The following is an 18813-nucleotide window of genomic DNA, read 5'->3' on the forward strand; positions in this document are numbered from 1 at the left end:
GAGGAGTGCCACCATGTCTGTCACTGTTTCCCCCACGCTGAAGACCAGCAAGGGCCTCCTCGGCACGAAGCTCGGCATGACCCAGGTCTGGGACGAGAACAACAAGCTCGTCCCCGTCACGGTCATCGAGATCAGCCCCAACGTCGTGACCCAGGTCCGCACGGAGGAGAAGGACGGCTACACCGCCGTCCAGCTCGCCGCCGGTGCGATCGACCCGCGCAAGGTGAACAAGCCCGCCGCCGGTCACTTCGACGCCGCGGGCGTCACCCCCCGCCGCCACCTCACCGAGGTCCGCACCTCCGACGCCGCCGACTACTCGGCCGGCCAGGAGCTGACCGTGGACGCCGTCTTCGAAGCCGGCACCAAGGTCGACGTCGTCGGCACCTCCAAGGGCAAGGGCTTCGCCGGTGTCATGAAGCGTCACAACTTCAAGGGCGTCTCGGCTTCGCACGGTTCGCACCGCAACCACCGCAAGCCCGGCTCCATCGGCGCCTCCTCGACCCCCAGCCGTGTCTTCAAGGGCATGCGCATGGCCGGTCGCATGGGTGGCGAGCGCGTCACCGTGCTCAACCTCAAGGTGCACTCCGTCGACGCCGAGAAGGGTCTGCTGCTCGTCAAGGGCGCCGTCCCCGGTGCGCGCGGTCGCCTCGTGTTCGTTCGCAACGCCGTGAAGGGAGCGTAGTTCCATGGCTACCTCTGTCGACATCATCGACGTCCAGGGCAACAAGTCGGGTGCGTTCGAGCTCCCCGCCGAGCTCTTCGACGTCCAGACCAACATCCCCCTGATCCACCAGGTCGTCGTGGCGCAGCTCGCCGCGGCGCGCCAGGGCACCCACTCCACGAAGAACCGTGGCGAGGTCTCGGGAGCCGGCCGCAAGCCGTTCAAGCAGAAGGGAACCGGTCGCGCTCGTCAGGGCTCGATCCGCGCCCCGCACATGACCGGTGGTGGCGTGGTCCACGGACCCACCCCCCGCAGCTACGCGCAGCGCACCCCCAAGAAGATGATCGCCGCGGCTCTGCTCGGTGCTCTCTCGGACCGCGCCCGCGGCTCGCGCGTGCACGTGGTCGAGTCCCTCGCCCTCGGCGAGACCCCGAAGACGAAGGACGTCCTCGTCCTGCTCGACGCCCTCTCGGTGTCGCGCAACGTCCTCGTGGTCCTCGAGCGCGACGACTTCATCGCCGAGCTCTCGCTCCGCAACGTGCCGTTCGTGCACATCCTGCCGTCCGACCAGCTCAACGCGTACGACGTGCTCGTCTCCGACGACATCGTCTTCACGAAGGCCGCACTCGACGCGTTCGTCGCCTCGAAGTCCGGCGCCAAGAAGGAAGAGGTGAACGCATGAGCCAGTCCGCCGCGTTCAACAAGGACCCCCGCGACGTCATCATCTCGCCGGTGGTCTCGGAGAAGTCCTACGGCCTGATCGACGAGGGCAAGTACACCTTCGTCGTCGACCCGCGCTCCAACAAGACCGAGATCAAGCTCGCCATCGAGAAGATCTTCGGTGTCCAGGTCGCGTCGATCAACACGCTGAACCGTCAGGGCAAGACCCGCCGCACGAAGTTCGGGGCCGGCAAGCGCAAGGACACCAAGCGCGCGATCGTCACGCTGAAGTCCGGCTCCATCGACATCTTCACGAGCGTCGGCTGAGCCGAAGAAGCGTAGAGGAAACAGACAATGGCTATTCGTAAGTACAAGCCCACGACCCCCGGTCGCCGCGGCTCCAGCGTTGCCGACTTCGCCGAGATCACCCGATCGACGCCTGAGAAGTCGCTCCTTCGCCCGCTGTCCAAGACCGGTGGCCGCAACAACTCCGGTCGCATCACGACGCGTCACATCGGTGGTGGCCACAAGCGCCAGTACCGTCTGATCGACTTCCGTCGGAACGACAAGGACGGCATCAACGCCAAGGTCGCTCACATCGAGTACGACCCCAACCGCACGGCGCGCATCGCGCTGCTCCACTTCGTGGACGGCACCAAGCGCTACATCCTGGCTCCGAACAAGCTCTCGCAGGGCGACGTCGTGGAGTCGGGCTCGGGCGCCGACATCAAGCCCGGCAACAACCTGCCGCTGCGCAACATCCCGACCGGTACGGTCATCCACGCCATCGAGATCAAGCCGGGTGGCGGCGCCAAGCTCGCCCGCTCGGCCGGCACCTCGGTCCGCCTCGTCGCCAAGGACGGCCCCTACGCGCAGCTCCGCCTGCCGTCGGGCGAGATCCGCAACGTCGACGCGCGCTGCCGCGCCACGATCGGCGAGGTCGGCAACGCCGAGCAGTCGAACATCAACTGGGGCAAGGCCGGCCGCATGCGCTGGAAGGGCGTCCGCCCGACCGTCCGCGGTGTCGCGATGAACCCGGTCGACCACCCCCACGGTGGTGGAGAGGGCAAGACCTCCGGTGGTCGCCACCCGGTCAGCCCCTGGGGCCAGTCCGAGGGACGCACCCGTCGCCCCAACAAGGAGAGCGACAAGCTCATCGTTCGCCGCCGCACCGCCGGTAAGAAGCGCAAGTAGGAGTTGTAGAAGATGCCTCGCAGTCTCAAGAAGGGCCCCTTCGTTGACGACCACCTGCTCCGCAAGGTGTTCACGGCCAACGAAGCCGGCAACAAGAACGTCATCAAGACCTGGTCGCGCCGCTCGATGATCATCCCGGCGATGCTGGGTCACACCATCGCGGTCCACGACGGTCGCAAGCACATCCCCGTGTTCGTGACCGAGACCATGGTCGGCCACAAGCTCGGCGAGTTCGCCCCCACTCGGACCTTCCGCGGTCACGAGAAGGACGACAAGAAGGGCCGTCGCCGCTGACGCGGCGACGAGAAGGAGGAGAGAAATGGTGGAGTCGATCGCACGCGTGCGACACATCCGCGTCACCCCCCAGAAGGCTCGCCGTGTCGTGAACCTGATCCGCGGGAAGCAGGCGGAGGAGGCCCTGGCCATCCTCAAGTTCGCCCCGCAGGGTGCGTCCGAGTTCGTCTACAAGCTCGTCGCCTCGGCGATGGCCAACGCTCGCGTCAAGGCCGATGCCTCGAACGAGTACCTCGACGACCAGGACCTGTTCGTGTCCCGCGCCTTCGTCGATGAGGGAACCACCCTCAAGCGATTCCAGCCCCGTGCTCAGGGTCGTGCCTTCCGCATCAACAAGCGCACCAGCCACATCACCGTCGTGCTGGCCACTCCTGAGGAGGGGACCAAGTAATGGGTCAGAAAGTAAACCCCTACGGTTTCCGTCTGGGAATCACCACCGACCACGTGTCGCGCTGGTTCTCCGACAGCACCAAGAAGGGCCAGCGGTACAGCGACTTCCTCGCTGAGGACGTCAAGATCCGCCGGCTCCTCGCCACGCAGCTCGACCGCGCGGGCGTCGCCCGCATCGAGATCGAGCGCACCCGCGACCGCGTCCGCGTCGACATCCACACCGCCCGCCCGGGCATCGTGATCGGTCGCCGCGGCGCCGAGGCCGAGCGCATCCGCGCCGACCTCGAGAAGCTCACCGCCAAGCAGATCCAGCTGAACATCCTCGAGGTGAAGAACCCCGAGGCCGAGGCTCAGCTGGTCGCGCAGGGCATCGCCGAGCAGCTCTCCGCCCGCGTGGCCTTCCGCCGCGCGATGCGCAAGGGTCTGCAGGGCGCGCAGCGCGCCGGCGCCAAGGGCGTCCGCATCCAGGTCTCCGGCCGCCTCGGCGGCGCCGAGATGAGCCGCTCGGAGTTCTACCGCGAGGGACGCGTGCCGCTGCACACCCTCCGCGCGAACATCGACTACGGCTTCTACGAGGCGAAGACCACCTTCGGCCGCATCGGCGTGAAGGTCTGGATCTACAAGGGCGACATCACCAACAAGGAGCTCGCTCGGGAGCAGGCGAACAGCAAGTCGTCGCGCCCCGAGCGCAGCGACCGTCCGCGTCGCGCCCCCCGCCAGCAGAGCGAGGCGCCCGTCGCAGCAGGAGTTGAGGCATAACCATGTTGATTCCGCGTCGAGTCAAGCACCGCAAGCAGCACCACCCGGGCCGTTCCGGCCAGGCCACCGGTGGCACCAAGGTGTCGTTCGGTGAGTACGGCATCCAGGCCCTCACCCCGGCCTACGTGACCAACCGTCAGATCGAGTCCGCTCGTATCGCCATGACGCGCCACATCAAGCGCGGTGGGAAGGTGTGGATCAACATCTACCCCGACCGCCCGCTGACCAAGAAGCCCGCCGAGACCCGCATGGGTTCCGGTAAGGGCTCGCCGGAGTGGTGGGTCGCGAACGTCAAGCCGGGTCGCGTCCTCTTCGAGGTCGCCGGCGTCGACGAGCAGCTCGCTCGTGAGGCCATGACCCGTGCCATCCACAAGCTGCCCCTCAAGGCACGCATCATCAAGCGCGAGGAGGGAGACGCATAATGGCGATCGGATCCAAGGAGCTCGTTCCCACCGAGCTCGACACCTTCGAGGACGAGCGTCTCGTCTCGGAGCTGAAGAAGGCCAAGGAGGAGCTGTTCAACCTCCGCTTCCAGTCGGCCACCGGCCAGCTGGACACCAACGGCCGCCTGCGTGCCGTCAAGCGCGACATCGCCCGCATCTACACGGTCATCCGTGAGCGCGAGCTGGGCATCCGCGCCACCCCCGCCCCCGTCGAGGCTCCGGCCAAGGCGGAGAAGAAGCCGAAGACCAAGAAGGCCGCCAAGGCCGAGGTCGCGGCGACCGAGTCGAACGAGGAGGCCAAGTAATGGCAACCGTCACTGACAGCGCCGGCCACGAGTCGGCCGCCCACGACATCAAGGAGGCGGGTGCTCGCGGTTACCGCAAGACCCGTCGCGGCTACGTGACCAGCGACAAGATGGACAAGACCATCGTCGTCGAGGTCGAGGACCGGGTGAAGCACCCGCTGTACGGCAAGGTCATCCGCCGCACGTCCAAGGTCAAGGTCCACGACGAGCTGAACTCCGCCGGCATCGGCGACTCCGTCGTCATCAGCGAGACCCGTCCCCTCAGCGCCACCAAGCGCTGGCGCCTGGTCGAGATCCTCGAGAAGGCCAAGTAGGCCCCGGCCCGCTTGAGTTAGCAGGAGAGACACATGCTTCAGCAAGAATCCCGAGTCAAGGTCGCCGACAACACCGGCGCCAAGATGCTCCTCACCATCCGCGTGCTCGGTGGCTCCGGCCGCCGCTACGCCGGCCTCGGTGACGTCATCGTCGCGACCGTCAAGGACGCGATCCCCGGCGGAAACGTCAAGAAGGGCGATGTGGTCAAGGCCGTCATCGTCCGCACCATCAAGCAGACCCGTCGTCCCGACGGCTCGTACATCAAGTTCGACGAGAACGCCGCCGTGATCCTGAAGAACGACGGGGACCCCCGCGGCACCCGCATCTTCGGACCGGTCGGTCGCGAGCTCCGCGACAAGAAGTTCATGAAGATCGTCTCGCTGGCACCGGAGGTTATCTAGTCATGGCCAAGATCAAGAAGGGTGACCTCGTGCAGGTCATCTCGGGCGCGACCCAGGCCCGCGGCGGAGACCGCGGCAAGCAGGGCAAGGTTCTCGAGGTCCTGGTCGAGAAGAACCGCGTCGTCGTCGAGGGTGTGAACTTCGTCAAGAAGCACAACCGCGTCGGCCAGTCGCAGCGCGGCTCGAAGGAGGGCGGCATCGAGACCATCGAGGCCCCCCTCCACATCTCGAACGTCGCGGTCGTCGACCCGAAGACCAAGAAGCCGACCCGGGTCGGCCACCGCAACGTGGCCGTCACCAAGGACGGCGTGACCAAGACGGTTCGCGTTCGCTACGCGAAGGCGTCGGGTGAGGAACTGTAATGACTGACACCACCGCAGTGGCTGCGAAGGTTCAGCCGCGGCTCAAGGCCAAGTACCAGGCCGACATCATCCCCGCTCTCAAGGAGCAGTTCGGCTTCTCGAACATCCACCAGGTCCCCGGCCTGGTGAAGGTGGTCGTGAACACCGGAGTCGGCGAGGCGGCCCGCGACGGCAAGATCATCGACGGCGCCATCAAGGACCTCACCGCGATCACGGGCCAGAAGCCCCAGGTCACGAAGGCCCGCAAGTCCATCGCGCAGTTCAAGCTGCGCGAGGGCCAGGCCATCGGCGCGCACGTCACCCTCCGCGGTGACCGCGCGTGGGAGTTCCTGGACCGCCTGCTCTCGGTGGCGCTGCCGCGCATCCGCGACTTCCGCGGTCTCTCGGACCGCCAGTTCGACGGCAACGGCAACTACACCTTCGGCATCACGGAGCAGTCGATCTTCCACGAGATCGACCAGGACCGCATCGACCGCGTCCGCGGCTTCGACGTGACCGTGGTCACCACCGCGAAGACCGACGACGAGGGTCGCGCGCTGCTCAAGCAGCTCGGCTTCCCGTTCAAGTCGGCGGACAACGCGTAGCACGACCCCCGAGGCCGGAGGGCGGATCACCCGCCCTCCGGCCTCGCTGTGCACCCGCCCGCCCCGCGGCGCGGAAGCACTCTCAGAGCTCCGGTCCTCTCCCGGGAGGATCGGCCGTCGGCCCTCGACCGCCGGCCCTCAGCCGTGTACCATGGCTCGTTGGCCTGCGCTCGCGCGGCCGCATGGGCGTCGACGTCGTCGGCGCCGTCCCACACCACAGGTCGTCACTCTTGTAAAGGGTGCCGAAACCAGGCGAGAAAGGCACCATCAGCCATGACCATGACTGATCCGGTCGCAGATCTGCTGACCAGAATCCGCAACGCGAACTCCGCGCACCACGACTCCATCGCCCTCCCCGGCTCGAAGCTCAAGGCGAACATCGCCGAGATCCTCAAGCGCGAGGGCTACATCTCCGACTGGAAGGTCGAGGAGGCGCGCGTCGGCACGACGCTCTCCATCTCCCTCAAGTACGGACCGAACCGCGAGCGCTCCATCGCCGGCATCAAGCGCGTCTCGAAGCCCGGCCTGCGCGTCTACGCGAAGTCGACCGAGATCCCCACCGTCCTCGGTGGCCTCGGCGTCGCCATCCTGTCCACGTCGAGCGGTCTGCTGACCGACCGTCAGGCCGAGAAGAAGGGCGTGGGTGGGGAGATCCTCGCCTACGTGTGGTAACCCCATGTCGCGAATCGGAAGACTCCCCATCGAGATCCCGGCGGGCGTCGACGTCTCCGTCGCCGGATCCCTCGTCACCGTCAAGGGCCCCAAGGGCGAGCTGACCATCCCGGTCGCCAGCCCCATCCAGGTCGCCGTCGAAGGCGGCCAGGTCCTGGTCTCCCGCCCCGACGACGAGCGCGAGTCGCGCTCGCTCCACGGCCTCACCCGGACGCTCATCGCGAACGACATCATCGGTGTCACGCAGGGCTACTCCAAGGGCCTCGAGGTCGTCGGAACCGGTTACCGCGTGCTGGTGAAGGGCTCGGACATCGAGTTCGCCCTCGGCTTCTCGCACCCGGTCGTCGTCACCCCTCCCGCGGGCATCTCGTTCACGGTCGAGGGCAACAACAAGGTCACCGTGCACGGCATCTCCAAGCAGGCCGTCGGTGAAGTGGCCGCCAACATTCGTAAGATCCGCAAGCCCGAGCCCTACAAGGGCAAGGGCGTGCGCTACGCCGGCGAGGTCGTTCGCCGCAAGGCCGGAAAGAGCGGTAAGTGATCATGGGACTCGGAACCAGAGGAAAGAGCAAGTCCGCTGCGCGCGGTCGTCGACACGACCGTCTGCGCAAGAAGGTCGTCGGCTCCGCCGAGCGCCCCCGTCTCGTCGTCAACCGATCGGCCCGTCACGTCTTCGTGCAGATCGTCGACGACTCGCTGGGTCGCACCCTCGCGTCCGCGTCGACCCTCGAGGCCGACCTCCGCGTGTTCGACGGTGACAAGACCGCCAAGGCCCGCCGGGTCGGCGAGCTTCTCGCCGAGCGCGCGAAGACCGCAGGAGTCGAGGCGGTCGTCTTCGACCGCGGAGGCAACAAGTACGCCGGTCGCGTCGCCGCGATCGCCGATGGAGCACGAGAGGCAGGGCTCAACCTGTGACCGCCGCAGAGAGCAAGGAACCCGAGGTCGCCGCCGTGTCGGAGGCCCCCGTCGAGACCGCTGCGTCCACGCAGCCCCAGCAGGAGGCTCGCGAGCCCCGTCGTGGTGGCCGTGACCGCAACCAGGGTGGCCGCGACCGCGGTGGCCGCGACTCCGAGAAGAGCCAGTTCCTCGAGCGCGTCGTGACCATCAACCGCGTGTCGAAGGTCGTCAAGGGCGGTCGTCGCTTCAGCTTCACCGCGCTCGTCGTCGTCGGCGACGGCAACGGACTCGTCGGAGTCGGCTACGGCAAGGCCCGCGAGGTCCCCACCGCCATCTCCAAGGGCGTCGAGGAGGCGAAGAAGAACTTCTTCCGCGTCCCGCGCGTCGGCTCGACCATCCCGCACCCCGTCCAGGGTGAGGCCGCTGCCGGTGTCGTGCTCCTGCGCCCCGCGTCGTCGGGTACCGGTGTCATCGCCGGCGGTCCCGTCCGCGCCGTGCTCGAGTGCGCCGGCATCCACGACGTCCTGAGCAAGTCGCTCGGCTCGTCGAACACCATCAACATCGTCCACGCGACGGTGACGGCCCTGCAGCAGCTCGAGGAGCCGCGCGCCGTCGCCGCTCGTCGCGGGCTCGACTTCGACCAGGTCGCGCCGCCCCGGCTCGTCCGTGCCGAGGCCGACGCCCTCGCCGCCGCGTCCAAGTCGAAGGCAGGTGCCTGATGGCCCAGCTCAAGGTGACCCAGATCAAGTCGAAGGTCAGCGAGAAGCAGTACCAGCGCGACACGCTGCGCTCGCTCGGCCTCAGGAAGATCGGTCAGAGCGTCGTCCGCGAGGACAACTCTCAGAACCGCGGATACGTGAAGACCGTCGCCCACCTGGTGAAGGTCGAGGAGATTGACTAATGGCTGAGAAGAACCAGGCCGTCGCGGAGTCCACGACTCCCGCGCAGGCCTCGACCAAGGAGCACGTGCTCAAGGTCCACCACCTCCGACCCGCAGTGGGCGCCAAGAAGGCGAAGACTCGCGTCGGCCGCGGTGAGGGATCCAAGGGAAAGACCGCCGGTCGCGGCACCAAGGGCACCAAGGCCCGCTACCAGGTGCGCGTCGGCTTCGAGGGTGGGCAGATGCCGCTGCACATGCGCACCCCGAAGCTCCGCGGCTTCAAGAACCCGTTCCGCGTCGAGTACCAGGTCGTGAACCTGTCCGCTCTCGCGGAGCTCTACCCTCAGGGCGGCGACGTCACCATCAGCGACCTGGTCGCGAAGGGTGCCGTCCGCAAGAACGAGAAGGTCAAGGTTCTCGGCGACGGGGACATTGCGGTTACGCTGAACGTCGCGGTCGACAAGGTCTCCAGCTCTGCCGAGCAGAAGATCGTCGCCGCGGGCGGATCCATCAAGTAGCACCAGCAGCTTGTCGGTCGGGCTTGCCACGACGACTCCCCACGGGCACCTCGCCCCTGGAGAGCGCGTGGCAAGCTCGACCTGTATCCCGCACCAAGAACTGAGCAGGAGACCCTAGGTAGATGTTTGGCGCCGTAGCGCGGATCTTCCGCACCCCCGACCTCCGCCGCAAGATCGGCTTCACTCTCGCGATCGTGGCGATCTTCCGGCTGGGATCCTTCATCCCCGCTCCGTTCGTCGACTTCGAGGCCGTCCAGGCCTGCCTCGCCGGCAACCAGGGCACCTCGGGTCTCTACGAGCTCGTGAACCTCTTCAGCGGTGGAGCCCTGCTCCAGCTGTCGATCTTCGCGCTCGGCATCATGCCGTACATCACGGCGTCGATCATCGTGCAGCTCCTGCGCGTGGTCATCCCGCACTTCGAGACCCTCTACAAGGAGGGCCAGTCGGGCCAGGGCCGTCTGACGCAGTACACCCGCTATCTCACGATCGCGCTGGGCGTCCTGCAGTCGACCACCCTCATCACCGTCGCCCGCTCGGGCGCGCTGTTCGGCAACTCCGGTGTCCCGGAGTGCTCGGCGCTCATCATCACCGACGAGTGGTACTCCATCCTGCTCATGGTCATCACCATGACCGCGGGCACCGGCATCATCATGTGGATGGGCGAGCTCATCACCGAGCGCGGCATCGGCAACGGCATGTCGCTCCTGATCTTCACCTCGATCGCCGCCCAGTTCCCCACCTCTCTCTGGTCGATCGCGCAGTCGCGCGGCTTCGAGACCTTCCTCCTCGTCCTCGCGGTCGGGCTCGTGCTCGTCGTCGCGGTCGTCTTCGTCGAGCAGTCGCAGCGGCGGATCCCCGTGCAGTACGCCAAGCGGATGGTCGGGCGCAGAACGTACGGCGGCAACAACACGTACATCCCGATCAAGGTCAACATGGCCGGCGTCGTGCCCGTCATCTTCGCCTCGTCGCTGCTGTACCTGCCCGCGCTCATCGCGCAGTTCAACCAGCCCGCGGCCGGCCAGGAGGCGCCGTTCTGGGTGACCTGGATCACGAACTACCTCACCAAGGGCGATCACCCGCTCTACATGGCGCTGTACTTCCTGCTGATCGTCGGCTTCACCTACTTCTACGTCGCGATCACCTTCAACCCGGACGAGGTCGCCGACAACATGAAGCGCTACGGCGGCTTCATCCCCGGCATCCGCGCCGGCCGTCCGACCGCCGAGTACCTGAACTACGTGCTGACCCGGGTGACGCTGCCCGGCTCGGTCTACCTCGGTCTGATCGCGCTCGTGCCCCTCGTGGCGCTCGCGCTCGTCGGCGCCAACCAGAACTTCCCGTTCGGCGGCACGTCCATCCTGATCATCGTCGGAGTCGGACTCGAGACGGTGAAGCAGATCGACTCCCAGCTGCAGCAGCGCCACTACGAAGGGCTCCTCCGATGACCTCGACCCCGGTCGGCTTCCGTCTGCTGCTGATCGGCCCTCCGGGCGCCGGCAAGGGGACTCAGGCCGCTCGGCTCAGCGAGGTCCTGAAGGTCCCCGCGATCTCGACCGGAGACATCTTCCGCGCCAACGTCGCCAACGAGACCGAGCTCGGCCTGCAGGCCAAGTCCTACCTCGACGCCGGCCGCTACGTGCCCGACGAGCTGACCAACGCCATCGTGCATGACCGGCTGCAGGAGGCCGACGTCTCGACGGGCTTCCTCCTCGACGGCTACCCGCGCACCACGGAGCAGGTCGACGAGCTCGACCGCATCGTCGCGGCGGACGGCAACCGGCTCGACGCGGTCGTGCAGCTGACCGCCGATCCCGACGAGGTCGTCGCACGTCTGCTCAAGCGCTCCGCGGAGCAGGGCCGCAGCGACGACACCGAGGAGGTCATCCGGCACCGTCTCGCCCTCTACGAGGAGCAGACCGCGCCGCTGATCGACATCTACGCCGCGCGCGGGCTCGTCATCGTCGTCGACGGCCTCGGCCCGGTCGACGAGGTCACCGAGCGCATCGTCGTCGCCCTCGAGGGCCACCGCGTCGGTCGCCTCGTCGGCGACTCGCCGGCCGCCTGACCCGTGGCGCTGCGCTCCTCCCTCTACAAGACGCCGGCCCAGCTGCGATCGATGATCGCGCCCGGGCTGGCGACCGCCGCATCTCTGGACGCTGTCCGTGCCGCCGTGCGACCCGGCGTCAGCACGCTCGAGCTCGACGCGATCGCCGAGGCCGCGATCGTCGCGCTCGGCGGGCACTCGAACTTCCAGCTCGTGCCGGGCTACCGGCACACGATCTGCGCCTCGGTGAACGAGGAGGTCGTGCACGGGATCCCCGGCGGCCGCGTCCTCGAGCCCGGCGACATCGTCTCCATCGACAGCGGCGCCGAGATCGACGGCTGGAACGGCGATTCCGCCATGACGATCGTCCTGCCCGATGCCGAGCGCCCCGACGAGGTCGCGCGCCGCGAGGCGCTGTCCCGCGTCACCGAGGGCTCGCTCTGGCGCGGCATCGCAGCTCTGGCGTCCGCCCGGCACCTCAACGAGGTGGGCGCGGCGATCGAGGAGTACATCGAGGACGAGGCGGAGGCCTCCGGCGCCGTCTACGGCATCCTCACCGACTACATCGGCCACGGCATCGGCCGGACGATGCACGAGGCGCCGCCGGTGTTCAACTACCGGGTCCGCCAGCGCGGCCCGGAGGTGAAGCCCGGTCTCGTCGTCGCCATCGAGCCGATGGTCACCGCGGGCAGCGCGGAGACGGTCGTCCGCGAGGACGAGTGGACCGTCGCCACCATCGACGGCAGCATGTCGGCGCACTGGGAGCACTCGGTCGCGGTGCACCGCGACGGCATCTGGGTGACGACGCTCGCCGACGGCGGCGCCGCCGGCCTCGCGCAGTACGGGATCGTGCCGACGCCGATCGCGTAGGGGAGGACTTCGTCGCGGTGATGCGACCCATTGAGGGTCGCCGTCGCGTTGTCGAGTCTTCCGCGGTGAGGGCGGTCCACTGGACCGCCCGGCTGGCCGCCTTGGAGGAGCTGGTCAGGGCGACCGACAGCTAGCTGTCGATCACCCTGACCAGCTCCTCGATGAAGCCGCCGAAGTCCGCGGAGCGGCGGATCAGGCGCTGCACCTCCGCGCGGTCGGCGAAGACCTCGACGAACTGGTCGAACACCGACTGGAAGCTGCTGCGCCCGGCCGAGGCGAAGGCGATCATCGCGATCACGTTCACCCGCTGCTCGCCCCACGCCATCGGCACGTCGTTGACGACGATGGCGATCGCGGTCCGACGCGCGCTCATCGCCATCGCGTGCGGGACGGCGAGGTTGTCGGTGAACGCGGTGGAGCTCATCCGCTCGCGCTCGATCGCGCCGTCGACGTAGTCCTCGTCGATGATGCCGCCGGCGATCATCCGCTCGCCGAGCAGCCGGATCATCGCGGCTTCGTCGCGGGCGTGCACGTTCCGGAAGAAGAGCGACTCGTCGAAGAACTGCAGCAGCTCGTCCTTGATCCGCGCGCGGCGGCGGTGCCGGCGCACCCGGGCGATCGCGCGGCGCACGGCGTCCACGTCGTGGTCGGTGAGGAACGGCTGCACCACGACGACGTCCTCGGAGGCGGGCCGCTCGTCGATCGTGGTGATCACCAGATCCGCGGTGAGGCGGTCCCAGTCGACGTCGCTCCTGGTGATCAGCGAGCGGACCTCCACCTCGGTGCCGAGCGAGCGCTCGACCCGCAGCCGCAGCATGTGCGCGAGGTCGTAGTAGTTGGGGCAGACGATGACGCAGGAGAGCCGCTCCTCGCGCCGGGACACCCGCTCGAGGAAGGAGCCGACGTGCAGGGCGATGTAGGCGATCTCGTCCTCGTTGACGGTGATCCCGCGCAGTCGCTGCAGTCCGCTCGCGAGGAACACCGCGATCTCGTAGGTCATCGGGAAGCTGGTCTTGATCGAGCGGGTGAGCGGGTTCCGCGAGTAGCCGCCCTCGGCCGCCCGCGCGACGAGGTTCCGCACATGCAGTGCGAGGCGGACGATGAAGCCCTCGTCGTCCAGGTCGACGAGATAGGCCTCGTTCACATCGGCGACGAGCTCGCGGACGACGGCGACGTCCTCCGGATCGAGGTAGTTCTCGACGACGGCGGCGACGGGCTCGTTCTGCCCCGGCGTCGCCACCCGCGTCGTCATCAGGATCGCCAGCTGGGCGAGCTCGGCGTCGGTGAGCCGCGTGGCGAAGTGGCGCTCGACGAGCTCGGCGAGCAGGGCGGCGAGCTCGCCGTGCACCGCGGGGGAGGGGCGCGAGCCGGACGGGTCGCCGATGCCCCGCGAGACGCGGTCGACGGCGATCGCGATGTGCAGCAGCACGCTGTTCACGCCGTAGTCGTTGATGTAGTAGCCGCGGGTCTCGAGCTCGGCCAGCAGCTCGGTCTTGAACGCGCCGAGACCGGGGGAGGCGAACTCGCGCTGCACGTCGTCGAGTGTGAAGACGCCCTGCGCGCTCTCGTCGCGGAACATCCGCGAGATCAGCCGGCGCCGGGCCTCCTCGCTGCCCTCGAGACGAACGGAAGGGCCGCGGCGCACGAGGGCAAGGCCGGACTCGTCCGCCAGCGCCTTCACCCGGCGCAGATCGGCGTCGATCGTCGACTCGCTGACGGAGAGCGTGTCCGCCAGTGCCGCGAGGTCGAGTCCCTCGTCGGAGTCGACCAGGCGCCGGACGATGCTGTACAGCCGGTCGCGCGGGGTGTCCGGCTCGTCGTCGCGGAGCAGCCGCGTCTCGAGGAAGGCCGTGTACGCGTCGCGGGCGAGCCGGTAGCCGTTCGCCGACGACTCCACGGGCTCGAGCGGGGCCGCCTGGGCCTTCACCGCCGTCACGTAGCTGCGGACGCTCCGGGTGGTGACTCCGAGCCGGTCGGCCAGCTCGTGCGCGGTCACCCAGCCGTCGGCGCGGGAGAGGTACTCCAGCAGTCGTTCGCGGTTGTCAGGCATCGGTCTTCCAGTCAACCATCTCCGGGTCGGCGGGGTCGGACCCGCGCCGAAGCCGCCGGGAGCGCTCTTCCGCCCCCGAGGAAGATTGTCTGCGGGGGGCGGACGCGCGGCCCCCGAGATGCTTGGATGAGGCAAGACCCGGACGCGAGGAGGCGAACGAGGTGCGCACGATCCTGATCGTCTGCGGTGCAGGCGCGTCGAGCACGTTCCTGGCCCACCGGCTGCGAGCGGGCGCGAAGCAGCGCGGCATCGATGCCGTGTTCCGATCCGAGACCCTTCCCGGTCTCGCGGACGCTCTGCCCCAGGCGGACGTCCTCCTGGTCGGACCGCACCTCGAGCCGCAGTTCGACGAGCTCCGCCAGCGCGCGGTGCACGTCGGCGCCGCGGCAGCACTCCTCCCGCACGACGTCTTCGGGGCGCACGGTGCCGATGCCGTGCTCGACACCCTTCCCGTCCTCTTCGCCGCTCGCGCGGTCGTCGCAGGATCGGACGGGGACGCCTCACCTCCCGCCCCGGGCCTCGCGCCCGGCGCCGGGAACCACTGACGCAGTTCCGACTGCAGGATCAAGGAGAAACGTTCATGGTCGAGCGCACCGTGCAGGTTGCATCGTCGAAGGGCCTCCACGCCCGCCCCGCCTCGCTCTTCAGCCAGGCTGCGGCGAAGTCGGGTCAGAAGGTCCTGGTGAAGAAGGGCGAGGGCACCGCGGTGAACGCGGCCTCGATCCTCGGCATCATCTCGCTCGGCATCGAGCACGGCGACTCGCTGACCCTCTCGGTCGAGGGCGACAACGAGCAGACCGTCCTCGACGAGCTCAGCGACTTCCTCTCCACCGATCACGATGCGTGACGCATAGCGTCACGAAAGGCGGCAGCCCCGGCGCACACGGCGCCGGCAGCCGCGGAAGACCGCGAGTCGTGACGGCGACCCTCAATGGGTCGCATCAGCTCCTCCTGACTTCCACCCCCTCGACCCCCACCGCCCTCTCACCGACGAGACGCACGACAGGAACCGGGAACCCATGACGCTGTCCACTCCTTCCACCGCCTACGCCTCCGCGAAGCTCCAGGGCACCGGAGTCGGCCGCGGCCTGGCCCTCGGGCCGGTGCTGCGCATGCCCGACCCGCTCCCCGAGCCCGAGGACACTGCCAGCACCCGCTCCGTCGCGCAGGAGGAGGAGCGCGCGGTCGCCTCGCTGTCGGCGACCGCCGCGACCATCCGCCACCGCGGTGAGCGCGCCGGCGGCTCGGCGAAGGACGTCCTCGACGCGCAGGCGCTGATGGCGGAGGACCCCTCGCTCGCGGACGACGTCAAGGCGCGGCTCGCGACCGGCAAGACCGCCGAGCGCGCGGTGCACGAGGCGTTCGCCGGCTTCCGCGACCTGCTGGTCGCGATGGGCGGCTACATGGCCGAGCGCGCGACCGACCTCGACGACGTCTCGCAGCGGGTCGTCGCCCACCTGCGCGGCGTCCCGGCGCCCGGCGTCCCGGAGTCGGACGAGCCGTTCGTGCTCGTCGCCCGCGACCTCGCGCCGGCCGACACCGCGCTGCTCGACCTCGAGAAGGTCCTCGGCCTGATCACGAGCGACGGCGGCCCGACCTCGCACACGGCGATCCTCGCCCGCGAGAAGTCGATCACCGCCATCGTCGGCACCACCGGCGCACTCGACCTGCGCGACGGCCAGCTCGTCATCCTCGACGCCTCCTCCGGTGTCGTGACGGTGAACCCGTCCGACGTCGAGATCGGCGACGCGAAGTCCTCGATCGCGGAGCGCGCCGAGATGCTCGCCGCCCCCGTCGTCCCCGGCGCACTCGCGGACGGTCACGCCGTGCCGCTGCTGGCGAACCTCGGCTCGGCCGACGGCGCCGAGAACGCCGTCGAGCTCGGCGCGGAGGGCGTGGGCCTGTTCCGCACCGAGTTCCTCTTCCTCGACGCGAAGGAGGCCCCGACCGTCGCCGAGCAGGCCGAGCAGTACACCCGCCTCCTCGCCGCCTTCCCCGGCCGCAAGGTCGTGGTGCGCGCGCTCGACGCCGGCGCCGACAAGCCGCTCGCCTTCCTCAACGACAACCACGAGGAGAACCCGGCGCTCGGTCTCCGCGGCCTCCGCGCCCTGCGAGCGAGCGAGCAGATCCTCCGCGACCAGCTCACCGCGCTCGCCCAGGCCGACGCCGCGACCGACGCCGACCTCTGGGTCATGGCGCCGATGGTCGCGACGGTCGACGAGACCCGCTACTTCACCTCCATGGCCAAGGAGCTCGGGATCCGCACCGCCGGCGTGATGGTGGAGGTCCCCTCCTCCGCCCTGCTCGCCGACCGGATCCTCGGAGTCGCCGACTTCGCCTCCATCGGCACCAACGACCTGACCCAGTACACCCTGGCGGCGGACCGGATGCTCGGCACCGTGTCCGCCTTCCAGGACCCGTGGCACCCCGCCGTCCTCCGCCTCGTCGGCGAGGTCGGCCGCGCGGGCGCCGCACTGGGCAAGCCCGTCGGCATCTGCGGCGAGGCCGCCGCGGATCCGCTGCTCGCCGTGGTCCTCGTGGGCCTCGGCGCGACGACCCTCTCGATGTCGCCGTCGGCTCTCGCCGACGTCCGCGCCGAGCTGGCCGAGCACACCCTCGAGGACGCGAGGCGCTACGCCGAGCTCGCCCTCGCGGCCGACAGCGCGGCGGACGCCCGGTCCGCCGTCACCGAGGCGATCGCCGCCTCCTGATCCCGGGGATCGCGCGGCCCGCATCCGCGCGATCCTCCGCAGCACCACCCCGCACCACCGCACCATCCCGCACCACCCCTGCACCACCCCGTCTCGTCCCGCCCCGCGGGAGCCCGGCCCGCCTCAGGAGCGACCGGATCTCCCACCCTCAGAATCGGAGAACACACCACATGACAACGACGTCAGCGACGTCGACGCGCGGAGGTACGCGCGTCCACGTCCAGCGATTCGGCACCTTCCTCTCGGGGATGGTCATGCCGAACATCGCGGCCTTCATCGCGTGGGGTCTCATCACCTCGCTCTTCATCGCCGCGGGCTGGCTGCCCAACGGCATCCTCGGCGGCTTCGGAGACGCGGCCCAGATCGGCTGGGAGGGTGCCCGCACCCAGCTCGCCGCCGGTGAGGACGGCGCGACCTTCCAGCAGTACATCGGTCTCGTCGCCCCGATGATCACCTACCTGCTCCCGCTGCTCATCGCGAACACCGGTGGCCGCATGGTCTACGGCCAGCGCGGTGGCGTGGTCGCCTCGATCGCCACCATGGGCGTCATCGTCGGCGCCACCATCCCGATGTTCCTCGGCGCCATGATCATCGGCCCGCTCGCCGCGTGGCTGATGAAGAAGGTCGACTCGATCTGGGACGGCAAGATCAAGCCCGGCTTCGAGATGCTGGTCAACAACTTCTCCGCCGGAATCCTCGGCATGCTCCTCTCGCTGGGCGCGTTCTTCGGCATCGCGCCGATCATCTCGTTCCTCACCAAGATCCTCGGCGACGGCGTCGACCTCCTGGTGAACGCGGGCCTGCTGCCGCTGACCTCGATCTTCATCGAGCCGGCCAAGATCCTGTTCCTCAACAACGCCATCAACCAGGGCGTCCTCACCCCGCTCGGCACCGTCATGGCGCAGGACCAGGGCAAGTCGTATCTGTTCCTGCTCGAGGCCAACCCCGGCCCCGGCATGGGCGTGCTGCTCGCCTTCGCGATCTTCGGAGTGGGCATCGCCCGCGGCTCCGCCCCCGGCGCCGCGCTGATCCACTTCGTCGGCGGCATCCACGAGATCTACTTCCCCTACGTGCTGATGAAGCCCGCGCTCGTCGCGGCCGTCATCCTCGGCGGCATGACGGGCGTCGCGACCAACGTCGCGTTCGACTCCGGCCTCGTCGCCCCGGCGTCCCCGGGATCGATCATCGCGGTGCTCCTGCAGACCTCGCGTGACAGCTACCTCGGCGTGATCCTCTCGGTCCTGCTCTCGATGGCCGTGTCGTTCGTCGTCGCGTCGTTCATCATCCGCGGCAGCCGCAAGCGCGACCTCGACGCCATGGAGGCCGGTGACGACAAGCTCGCCGCCGCCGTCGCCGCCAACTCGTCGAACAAGGGCAAGGAGAGCGCCGTCGGCTCGCTCCTCAACGCGAGCGGCGCGTCCAACCAGGACGGCGCCTCGGCGACCGCCACCGCCACGCAGGTGCGCAACATCGTCTTCGCCTGCGACGCCGGGATGGGATCGTCCGCCATGGGCGCCTCCGTCCTGCGCAACAAGATGAAGAAGGCGGGCTTCGAGGACGTCACGGTCACCAACAAGGCGATCGCGGCTCTCGAGGACGACGTCGACCTGGTCATCACCCAGGCCGAGCTGACCGAGCGGGCGCGTCAGCGCACGCCGGGCGCGATCCACGTCTCCGTCGACAACTTCATGAACAGCCCCAAGTACGACGAGGTCGTCTCGCTCGTCGCGGAGCAGCACGGCAAGTAGTCGGGAACACCCCTGAGGGAGCCCGTAGGGTGCGACGTGGCGGAGACGCTCCGCT

General features: G+C 68.7%; 27 protein-coding genes. 26 read left to right on the forward strand and 1 reads right to left on the reverse strand.

The window, feature by feature from the left end; translation table 11 throughout:
• The first annotated feature begins 13 nt into the window (after positions 1 to 13).
• From rplC to map, 22 genes are all read left to right on the forward strand, one after another.
• Positions 14 to 682 carry a 50S ribosomal protein L3 gene (gene rplC, locus MT355_RS17805; protein WP_104224566.1) on the forward strand — a complete coding sequence of 223 codons (669 nt, stop codon included), beginning with the start codon at positions 14 to 16 and terminating at the stop codon, positions 680 to 682.
• 4 nt (positions 683 to 686) lie between these two features.
• Positions 687 to 1343, forward strand: a complete 657-nt coding sequence (rplD, locus tag MT355_RS17810) for a 50S ribosomal protein L4 (protein WP_123445041.1) — start codon at positions 687 to 689, stop codon at positions 1341 to 1343.
• Positions 1340 to 1648 carry a 50S ribosomal protein L23 gene (rplW, locus tag MT355_RS17815; RefSeq protein WP_123445042.1) on the forward strand — a complete coding sequence of 103 codons (309 nt, stop codon included), beginning with the start codon at positions 1340 to 1342 and terminating at the stop codon, positions 1646 to 1648. Before rplD ends, rplW begins: the two co-directional genes overlap by 4 nt.
• 27 nt (positions 1649 to 1675) lie before the next feature.
• Positions 1676 to 2515, forward strand: coding sequence for a 50S ribosomal protein L2 (gene rplB / locus MT355_RS17820; RefSeq protein ID WP_123445043.1), 840 nt, complete (start codon positions 1676 to 1678; stop codon positions 2513 to 2515).
• A 12-nt stretch (positions 2516 to 2527) separates the two neighbouring features.
• On the forward strand, positions 2528 to 2809 hold the full coding sequence (gene rpsS / locus MT355_RS17825) for a 30S ribosomal protein S19 (protein ID WP_055787078.1): 282 nt from the start codon (positions 2528 to 2530) through the stop codon (positions 2807 to 2809).
• A gap of 25 nt (positions 2810 to 2834) precedes the next feature.
• Positions 2835 to 3200, forward strand: coding sequence for a 50S ribosomal protein L22 (gene rplV, locus MT355_RS17830; RefSeq protein WP_243600555.1), 366 nt, complete (start codon positions 2835 to 2837; stop codon positions 3198 to 3200).
• Positions 3200 to 3958, forward strand: coding sequence for a 30S ribosomal protein S3 (gene rpsC, locus MT355_RS17835; RefSeq protein ID WP_056037327.1), 759 nt, complete (start codon positions 3200 to 3202; stop codon positions 3956 to 3958). Before rplV ends, rpsC begins: the two co-directional genes overlap by 1 nt.
• 2 nt (positions 3959 to 3960) lie before the next feature.
• Positions 3961 to 4380, forward strand: coding sequence for a 50S ribosomal protein L16 (gene rplP, locus MT355_RS17840; protein ID WP_123445045.1), 420 nt, complete (start codon positions 3961 to 3963; stop codon positions 4378 to 4380).
• Entirely contained in the window at positions 4380 to 4706 is a 327-nt protein-coding gene (gene rpmC, locus MT355_RS17845) for a 50S ribosomal protein L29 (protein ID WP_123733513.1), read from the forward strand. Before rplP ends, rpmC begins: the two co-directional genes overlap by 1 nt.
• The gene (rpsQ, locus tag MT355_RS17850; RefSeq protein WP_123445047.1) at positions 4706 to 5020 is read left to right on the forward strand and encodes a 30S ribosomal protein S17; all 315 of its coding nucleotides are present in this window, start codon (positions 4706 to 4708) and stop codon (positions 5018 to 5020) included. Before rpmC ends, rpsQ begins: the two co-directional genes overlap by 1 nt.
• Before the next feature lie 33 nt (positions 5021 to 5053).
• On the forward strand, positions 5054 to 5422 hold the full coding sequence (gene rplN / locus MT355_RS17855) for a 50S ribosomal protein L14 (protein ID WP_123445048.1): 369 nt from the start codon (positions 5054 to 5056) through the stop codon (positions 5420 to 5422).
• A gap of 2 nt (positions 5423 to 5424) precedes the next feature.
• Positions 5425 to 5784, forward strand: a complete 360-nt coding sequence (gene rplX, locus MT355_RS17860; protein WP_123445049.1) for a 50S ribosomal protein L24 — start codon at positions 5425 to 5427, stop codon at positions 5782 to 5784.
• Positions 5784 to 6368: a 50S ribosomal protein L5 gene (gene rplE, locus MT355_RS17865; RefSeq protein WP_123445050.1), complete on the forward strand. Its 585-nt coding sequence runs from the start codon at positions 5784 to 5786 to the stop codon at positions 6366 to 6368. The genes rplX and rplE overlap by 1 nt, the downstream gene beginning before the upstream one ends.
• Positions 6369 to 6641: 273 nt before the next feature.
• Positions 6642 to 7040, forward strand: coding sequence for a 30S ribosomal protein S8 (rpsH, locus tag MT355_RS17870; RefSeq protein ID WP_123445051.1), 399 nt, complete (start codon positions 6642 to 6644; stop codon positions 7038 to 7040).
• 4 nt (positions 7041 to 7044) lie between these two features.
• Positions 7045 to 7581: a 50S ribosomal protein L6 gene (gene rplF / locus MT355_RS17875; RefSeq protein ID WP_243600556.1), complete on the forward strand. Its 537-nt coding sequence runs from the start codon at positions 7045 to 7047 to the stop codon at positions 7579 to 7581.
• 2 nt (positions 7582 to 7583) lie between these two features.
• Complete coding sequence (rplR, locus tag MT355_RS17880; protein WP_123445053.1) at positions 7584 to 7955, forward strand: 50S ribosomal protein L18; 372 nt, start codon at positions 7584 to 7586, stop codon at positions 7953 to 7955.
• Positions 7952 to 8656, forward strand: a complete 705-nt coding sequence (gene rpsE, locus MT355_RS17885) for a 30S ribosomal protein S5 (protein WP_123445054.1) — start codon at positions 7952 to 7954, stop codon at positions 8654 to 8656. The genes rplR and rpsE overlap by 4 nt, the downstream gene beginning before the upstream one ends.
• A complete protein-coding gene (gene rpmD, locus MT355_RS17890) occupies positions 8656 to 8838 on the forward strand; it encodes a 50S ribosomal protein L30 (RefSeq protein ID WP_173232138.1) in 183 nt (60 codons plus the stop codon). The genes rpsE and rpmD overlap by 1 nt, the downstream gene beginning before the upstream one ends.
• A complete protein-coding gene (gene rplO / locus MT355_RS17895; RefSeq protein ID WP_123445055.1) occupies positions 8838 to 9335 on the forward strand; it encodes a 50S ribosomal protein L15 in 498 nt (165 codons plus the stop codon). The genes rpmD and rplO overlap by 1 nt, the downstream gene beginning before the upstream one ends.
• 122 nt (positions 9336 to 9457) lie before the next feature.
• Positions 9458 to 10780, forward strand: a complete 1323-nt coding sequence (gene secY / locus MT355_RS17900; RefSeq protein ID WP_123445056.1) for a preprotein translocase subunit SecY — start codon at positions 9458 to 9460, stop codon at positions 10778 to 10780.
• Positions 10777 to 11400, forward strand: a complete 624-nt coding sequence (locus MT355_RS17905; protein ID WP_123445057.1) for an adenylate kinase — start codon at positions 10777 to 10779, stop codon at positions 11398 to 11400. The genes secY and MT355_RS17905 overlap by 4 nt, the downstream gene beginning before the upstream one ends.
• Positions 11401 to 11403: 3 nt before the next feature.
• Entirely contained in the window at positions 11404 to 12249 is an 846-nt protein-coding gene (gene map, locus MT355_RS17910) for a type I methionyl aminopeptidase (RefSeq protein ID WP_123735030.1), read from the forward strand.
• 130 nt (positions 12250 to 12379) lie between these two features.
• Here map and MT355_RS17915 read toward each other — a convergent pair whose 3' ends face one another.
• Complete coding sequence (locus MT355_RS17915; RefSeq protein ID WP_123735031.1) at positions 12380 to 14299, reverse strand: BglG family transcription antiterminator; 1920 nt, start codon at positions 14297 to 14299, stop codon at positions 12380 to 12382.
• Between the two features lie 161 nt (positions 14300 to 14460).
• On the opposite strand from MT355_RS17915, the gene MT355_RS17920 reads away from it, so the two are divergent.
• The 4 genes from MT355_RS17920 to MT355_RS17935 all read left to right on the forward strand — a co-directional run bounded on the left by MT355_RS17920 (position 14461) and on the right by MT355_RS17935 (position 18758).
• Positions 14461 to 14844 (forward strand): PTS sugar transporter subunit IIB, encoded by a 384-nt coding sequence (locus MT355_RS17920; RefSeq protein ID WP_165909035.1) that lies wholly within the window; start codon positions 14461 to 14463, stop codon positions 14842 to 14844.
• Positions 14845 to 14879: 35 nt separating this feature from the next.
• Positions 14880 to 15146 carry an HPr family phosphocarrier protein gene (locus tag MT355_RS17925; RefSeq protein WP_243600557.1) on the forward strand — a complete coding sequence of 89 codons (267 nt, stop codon included), beginning with the start codon at positions 14880 to 14882 and terminating at the stop codon, positions 15144 to 15146.
• Between the two features lie 265 nt (positions 15147 to 15411).
• The gene (gene ptsP, locus MT355_RS17930; protein WP_243582597.1) at positions 15412 to 17010 is read left to right on the forward strand and encodes a phosphoenolpyruvate--protein phosphotransferase; all 1599 of its coding nucleotides are present in this window, start codon (positions 15412 to 15414) and stop codon (positions 17008 to 17010) included.
• Between the two features lie 170 nt (positions 17011 to 17180).
• Positions 17181 to 18758, forward strand: a complete 1578-nt coding sequence (locus MT355_RS17935; RefSeq protein ID WP_123735034.1) for a PTS mannitol transporter subunit IICB — start codon at positions 17181 to 17183, stop codon at positions 18756 to 18758.
• The last annotated feature ends 55 nt before the right edge of the window (positions 18759 to 18813 follow it).

This window comes from Rathayibacter sp. VKM Ac-2929 (genome assembly GCF_022815495.1).
Taxonomy (GTDB): domain Bacteria; phylum Actinomycetota; class Actinomycetes; order Actinomycetales; family Microbacteriaceae; genus Rathayibacter; species Rathayibacter festucae.

Bases quoted from the DNA above. Each gene is read 5' to 3' on its own strand.
- rplC (WP_104224566.1), top strand. From the start codon at position 14: ATGTCTGTCACTGTTTCCCCCACGCTGAAGACCAGCAAGGGCCTCCTC.
- rplD (WP_123445041.1), top strand. From the start codon at position 687: ATGGCTACCTCTGTCGACATCATCGACGTCCAGGGCAACAAGTCGGGT.
- rplW (WP_123445042.1), top strand. From the start codon at position 1,340: ATGAGCCAGTCCGCCGCGTTCAACAAGGACCCCCGCGACGTCATCATC.
- rplB (WP_123445043.1), top strand. From the start codon at position 1,676: ATGGCTATTCGTAAGTACAAGCCCACGACCCCCGGTCGCCGCGGCTCC.
- rpsS (WP_055787078.1), top strand. From the start codon at position 2,528: ATGCCTCGCAGTCTCAAGAAGGGCCCCTTCGTTGACGACCACCTGCTC.
- rplV (WP_243600555.1), top strand. From the start codon at position 2,835: ATGGTGGAGTCGATCGCACGCGTGCGACACATCCGCGTCACCCCCCAG.
- rpsC (WP_056037327.1), top strand. From the start codon at position 3,200: ATGGGTCAGAAAGTAAACCCCTACGGTTTCCGTCTGGGAATCACCACC.
- rplP (WP_123445045.1), top strand. From the start codon at position 3,961: ATGTTGATTCCGCGTCGAGTCAAGCACCGCAAGCAGCACCACCCGGGC.
- rpmC (WP_123733513.1), top strand. From the start codon at position 4,380: ATGGCGATCGGATCCAAGGAGCTCGTTCCCACCGAGCTCGACACCTTC.
- rpsQ (WP_123445047.1), top strand. From the start codon at position 4,706: ATGGCAACCGTCACTGACAGCGCCGGCCACGAGTCGGCCGCCCACGAC.
- rplN (WP_123445048.1), top strand. From the start codon at position 5,054: ATGCTTCAGCAAGAATCCCGAGTCAAGGTCGCCGACAACACCGGCGCC.
- rplX (WP_123445049.1), top strand. From the start codon at position 5,425: ATGGCCAAGATCAAGAAGGGTGACCTCGTGCAGGTCATCTCGGGCGCG.
- rplE (WP_123445050.1), top strand. From the start codon at position 5,784: ATGACTGACACCACCGCAGTGGCTGCGAAGGTTCAGCCGCGGCTCAAG.
- rpsH (WP_123445051.1), top strand. From the start codon at position 6,642: ATGACCATGACTGATCCGGTCGCAGATCTGCTGACCAGAATCCGCAAC.
- rplF (WP_243600556.1), top strand. From the start codon at position 7,045: ATGTCGCGAATCGGAAGACTCCCCATCGAGATCCCGGCGGGCGTCGAC.
- rplR (WP_123445053.1), top strand. From the start codon at position 7,584: ATGGGACTCGGAACCAGAGGAAAGAGCAAGTCCGCTGCGCGCGGTCGT.
- rpmD (WP_173232138.1), top strand. From the start codon at position 8,656: ATGGCCCAGCTCAAGGTGACCCAGATCAAGTCGAAGGTCAGCGAGAAG.
- rplO (WP_123445055.1), top strand. From the start codon at position 8,838: ATGGCTGAGAAGAACCAGGCCGTCGCGGAGTCCACGACTCCCGCGCAG.
- secY (WP_123445056.1), top strand. From the start codon at position 9,458: ATGTTTGGCGCCGTAGCGCGGATCTTCCGCACCCCCGACCTCCGCCGC.
- MT355_RS17905 (WP_123445057.1), top strand. From the start codon at position 10,777: ATGACCTCGACCCCGGTCGGCTTCCGTCTGCTGCTGATCGGCCCTCCG.
- MT355_RS17915 (WP_123735031.1), bottom strand. From the start codon at position 14,299: ATGCCTGACAACCGCGAACGACTGCTGGAGTACCTCTCCCGCGCCGAC.
- MT355_RS17925 (WP_243600557.1), top strand. From the start codon at position 14,880: ATGGTCGAGCGCACCGTGCAGGTTGCATCGTCGAAGGGCCTCCACGCC.
- ptsP (WP_243582597.1), top strand. From the start codon at position 15,412: ATGCCCGACCCGCTCCCCGAGCCCGAGGACACTGCCAGCACCCGCTCC.
- MT355_RS17935 (WP_123735034.1), top strand. From the start codon at position 17,181: ATGACAACGACGTCAGCGACGTCGACGCGCGGAGGTACGCGCGTCCAC.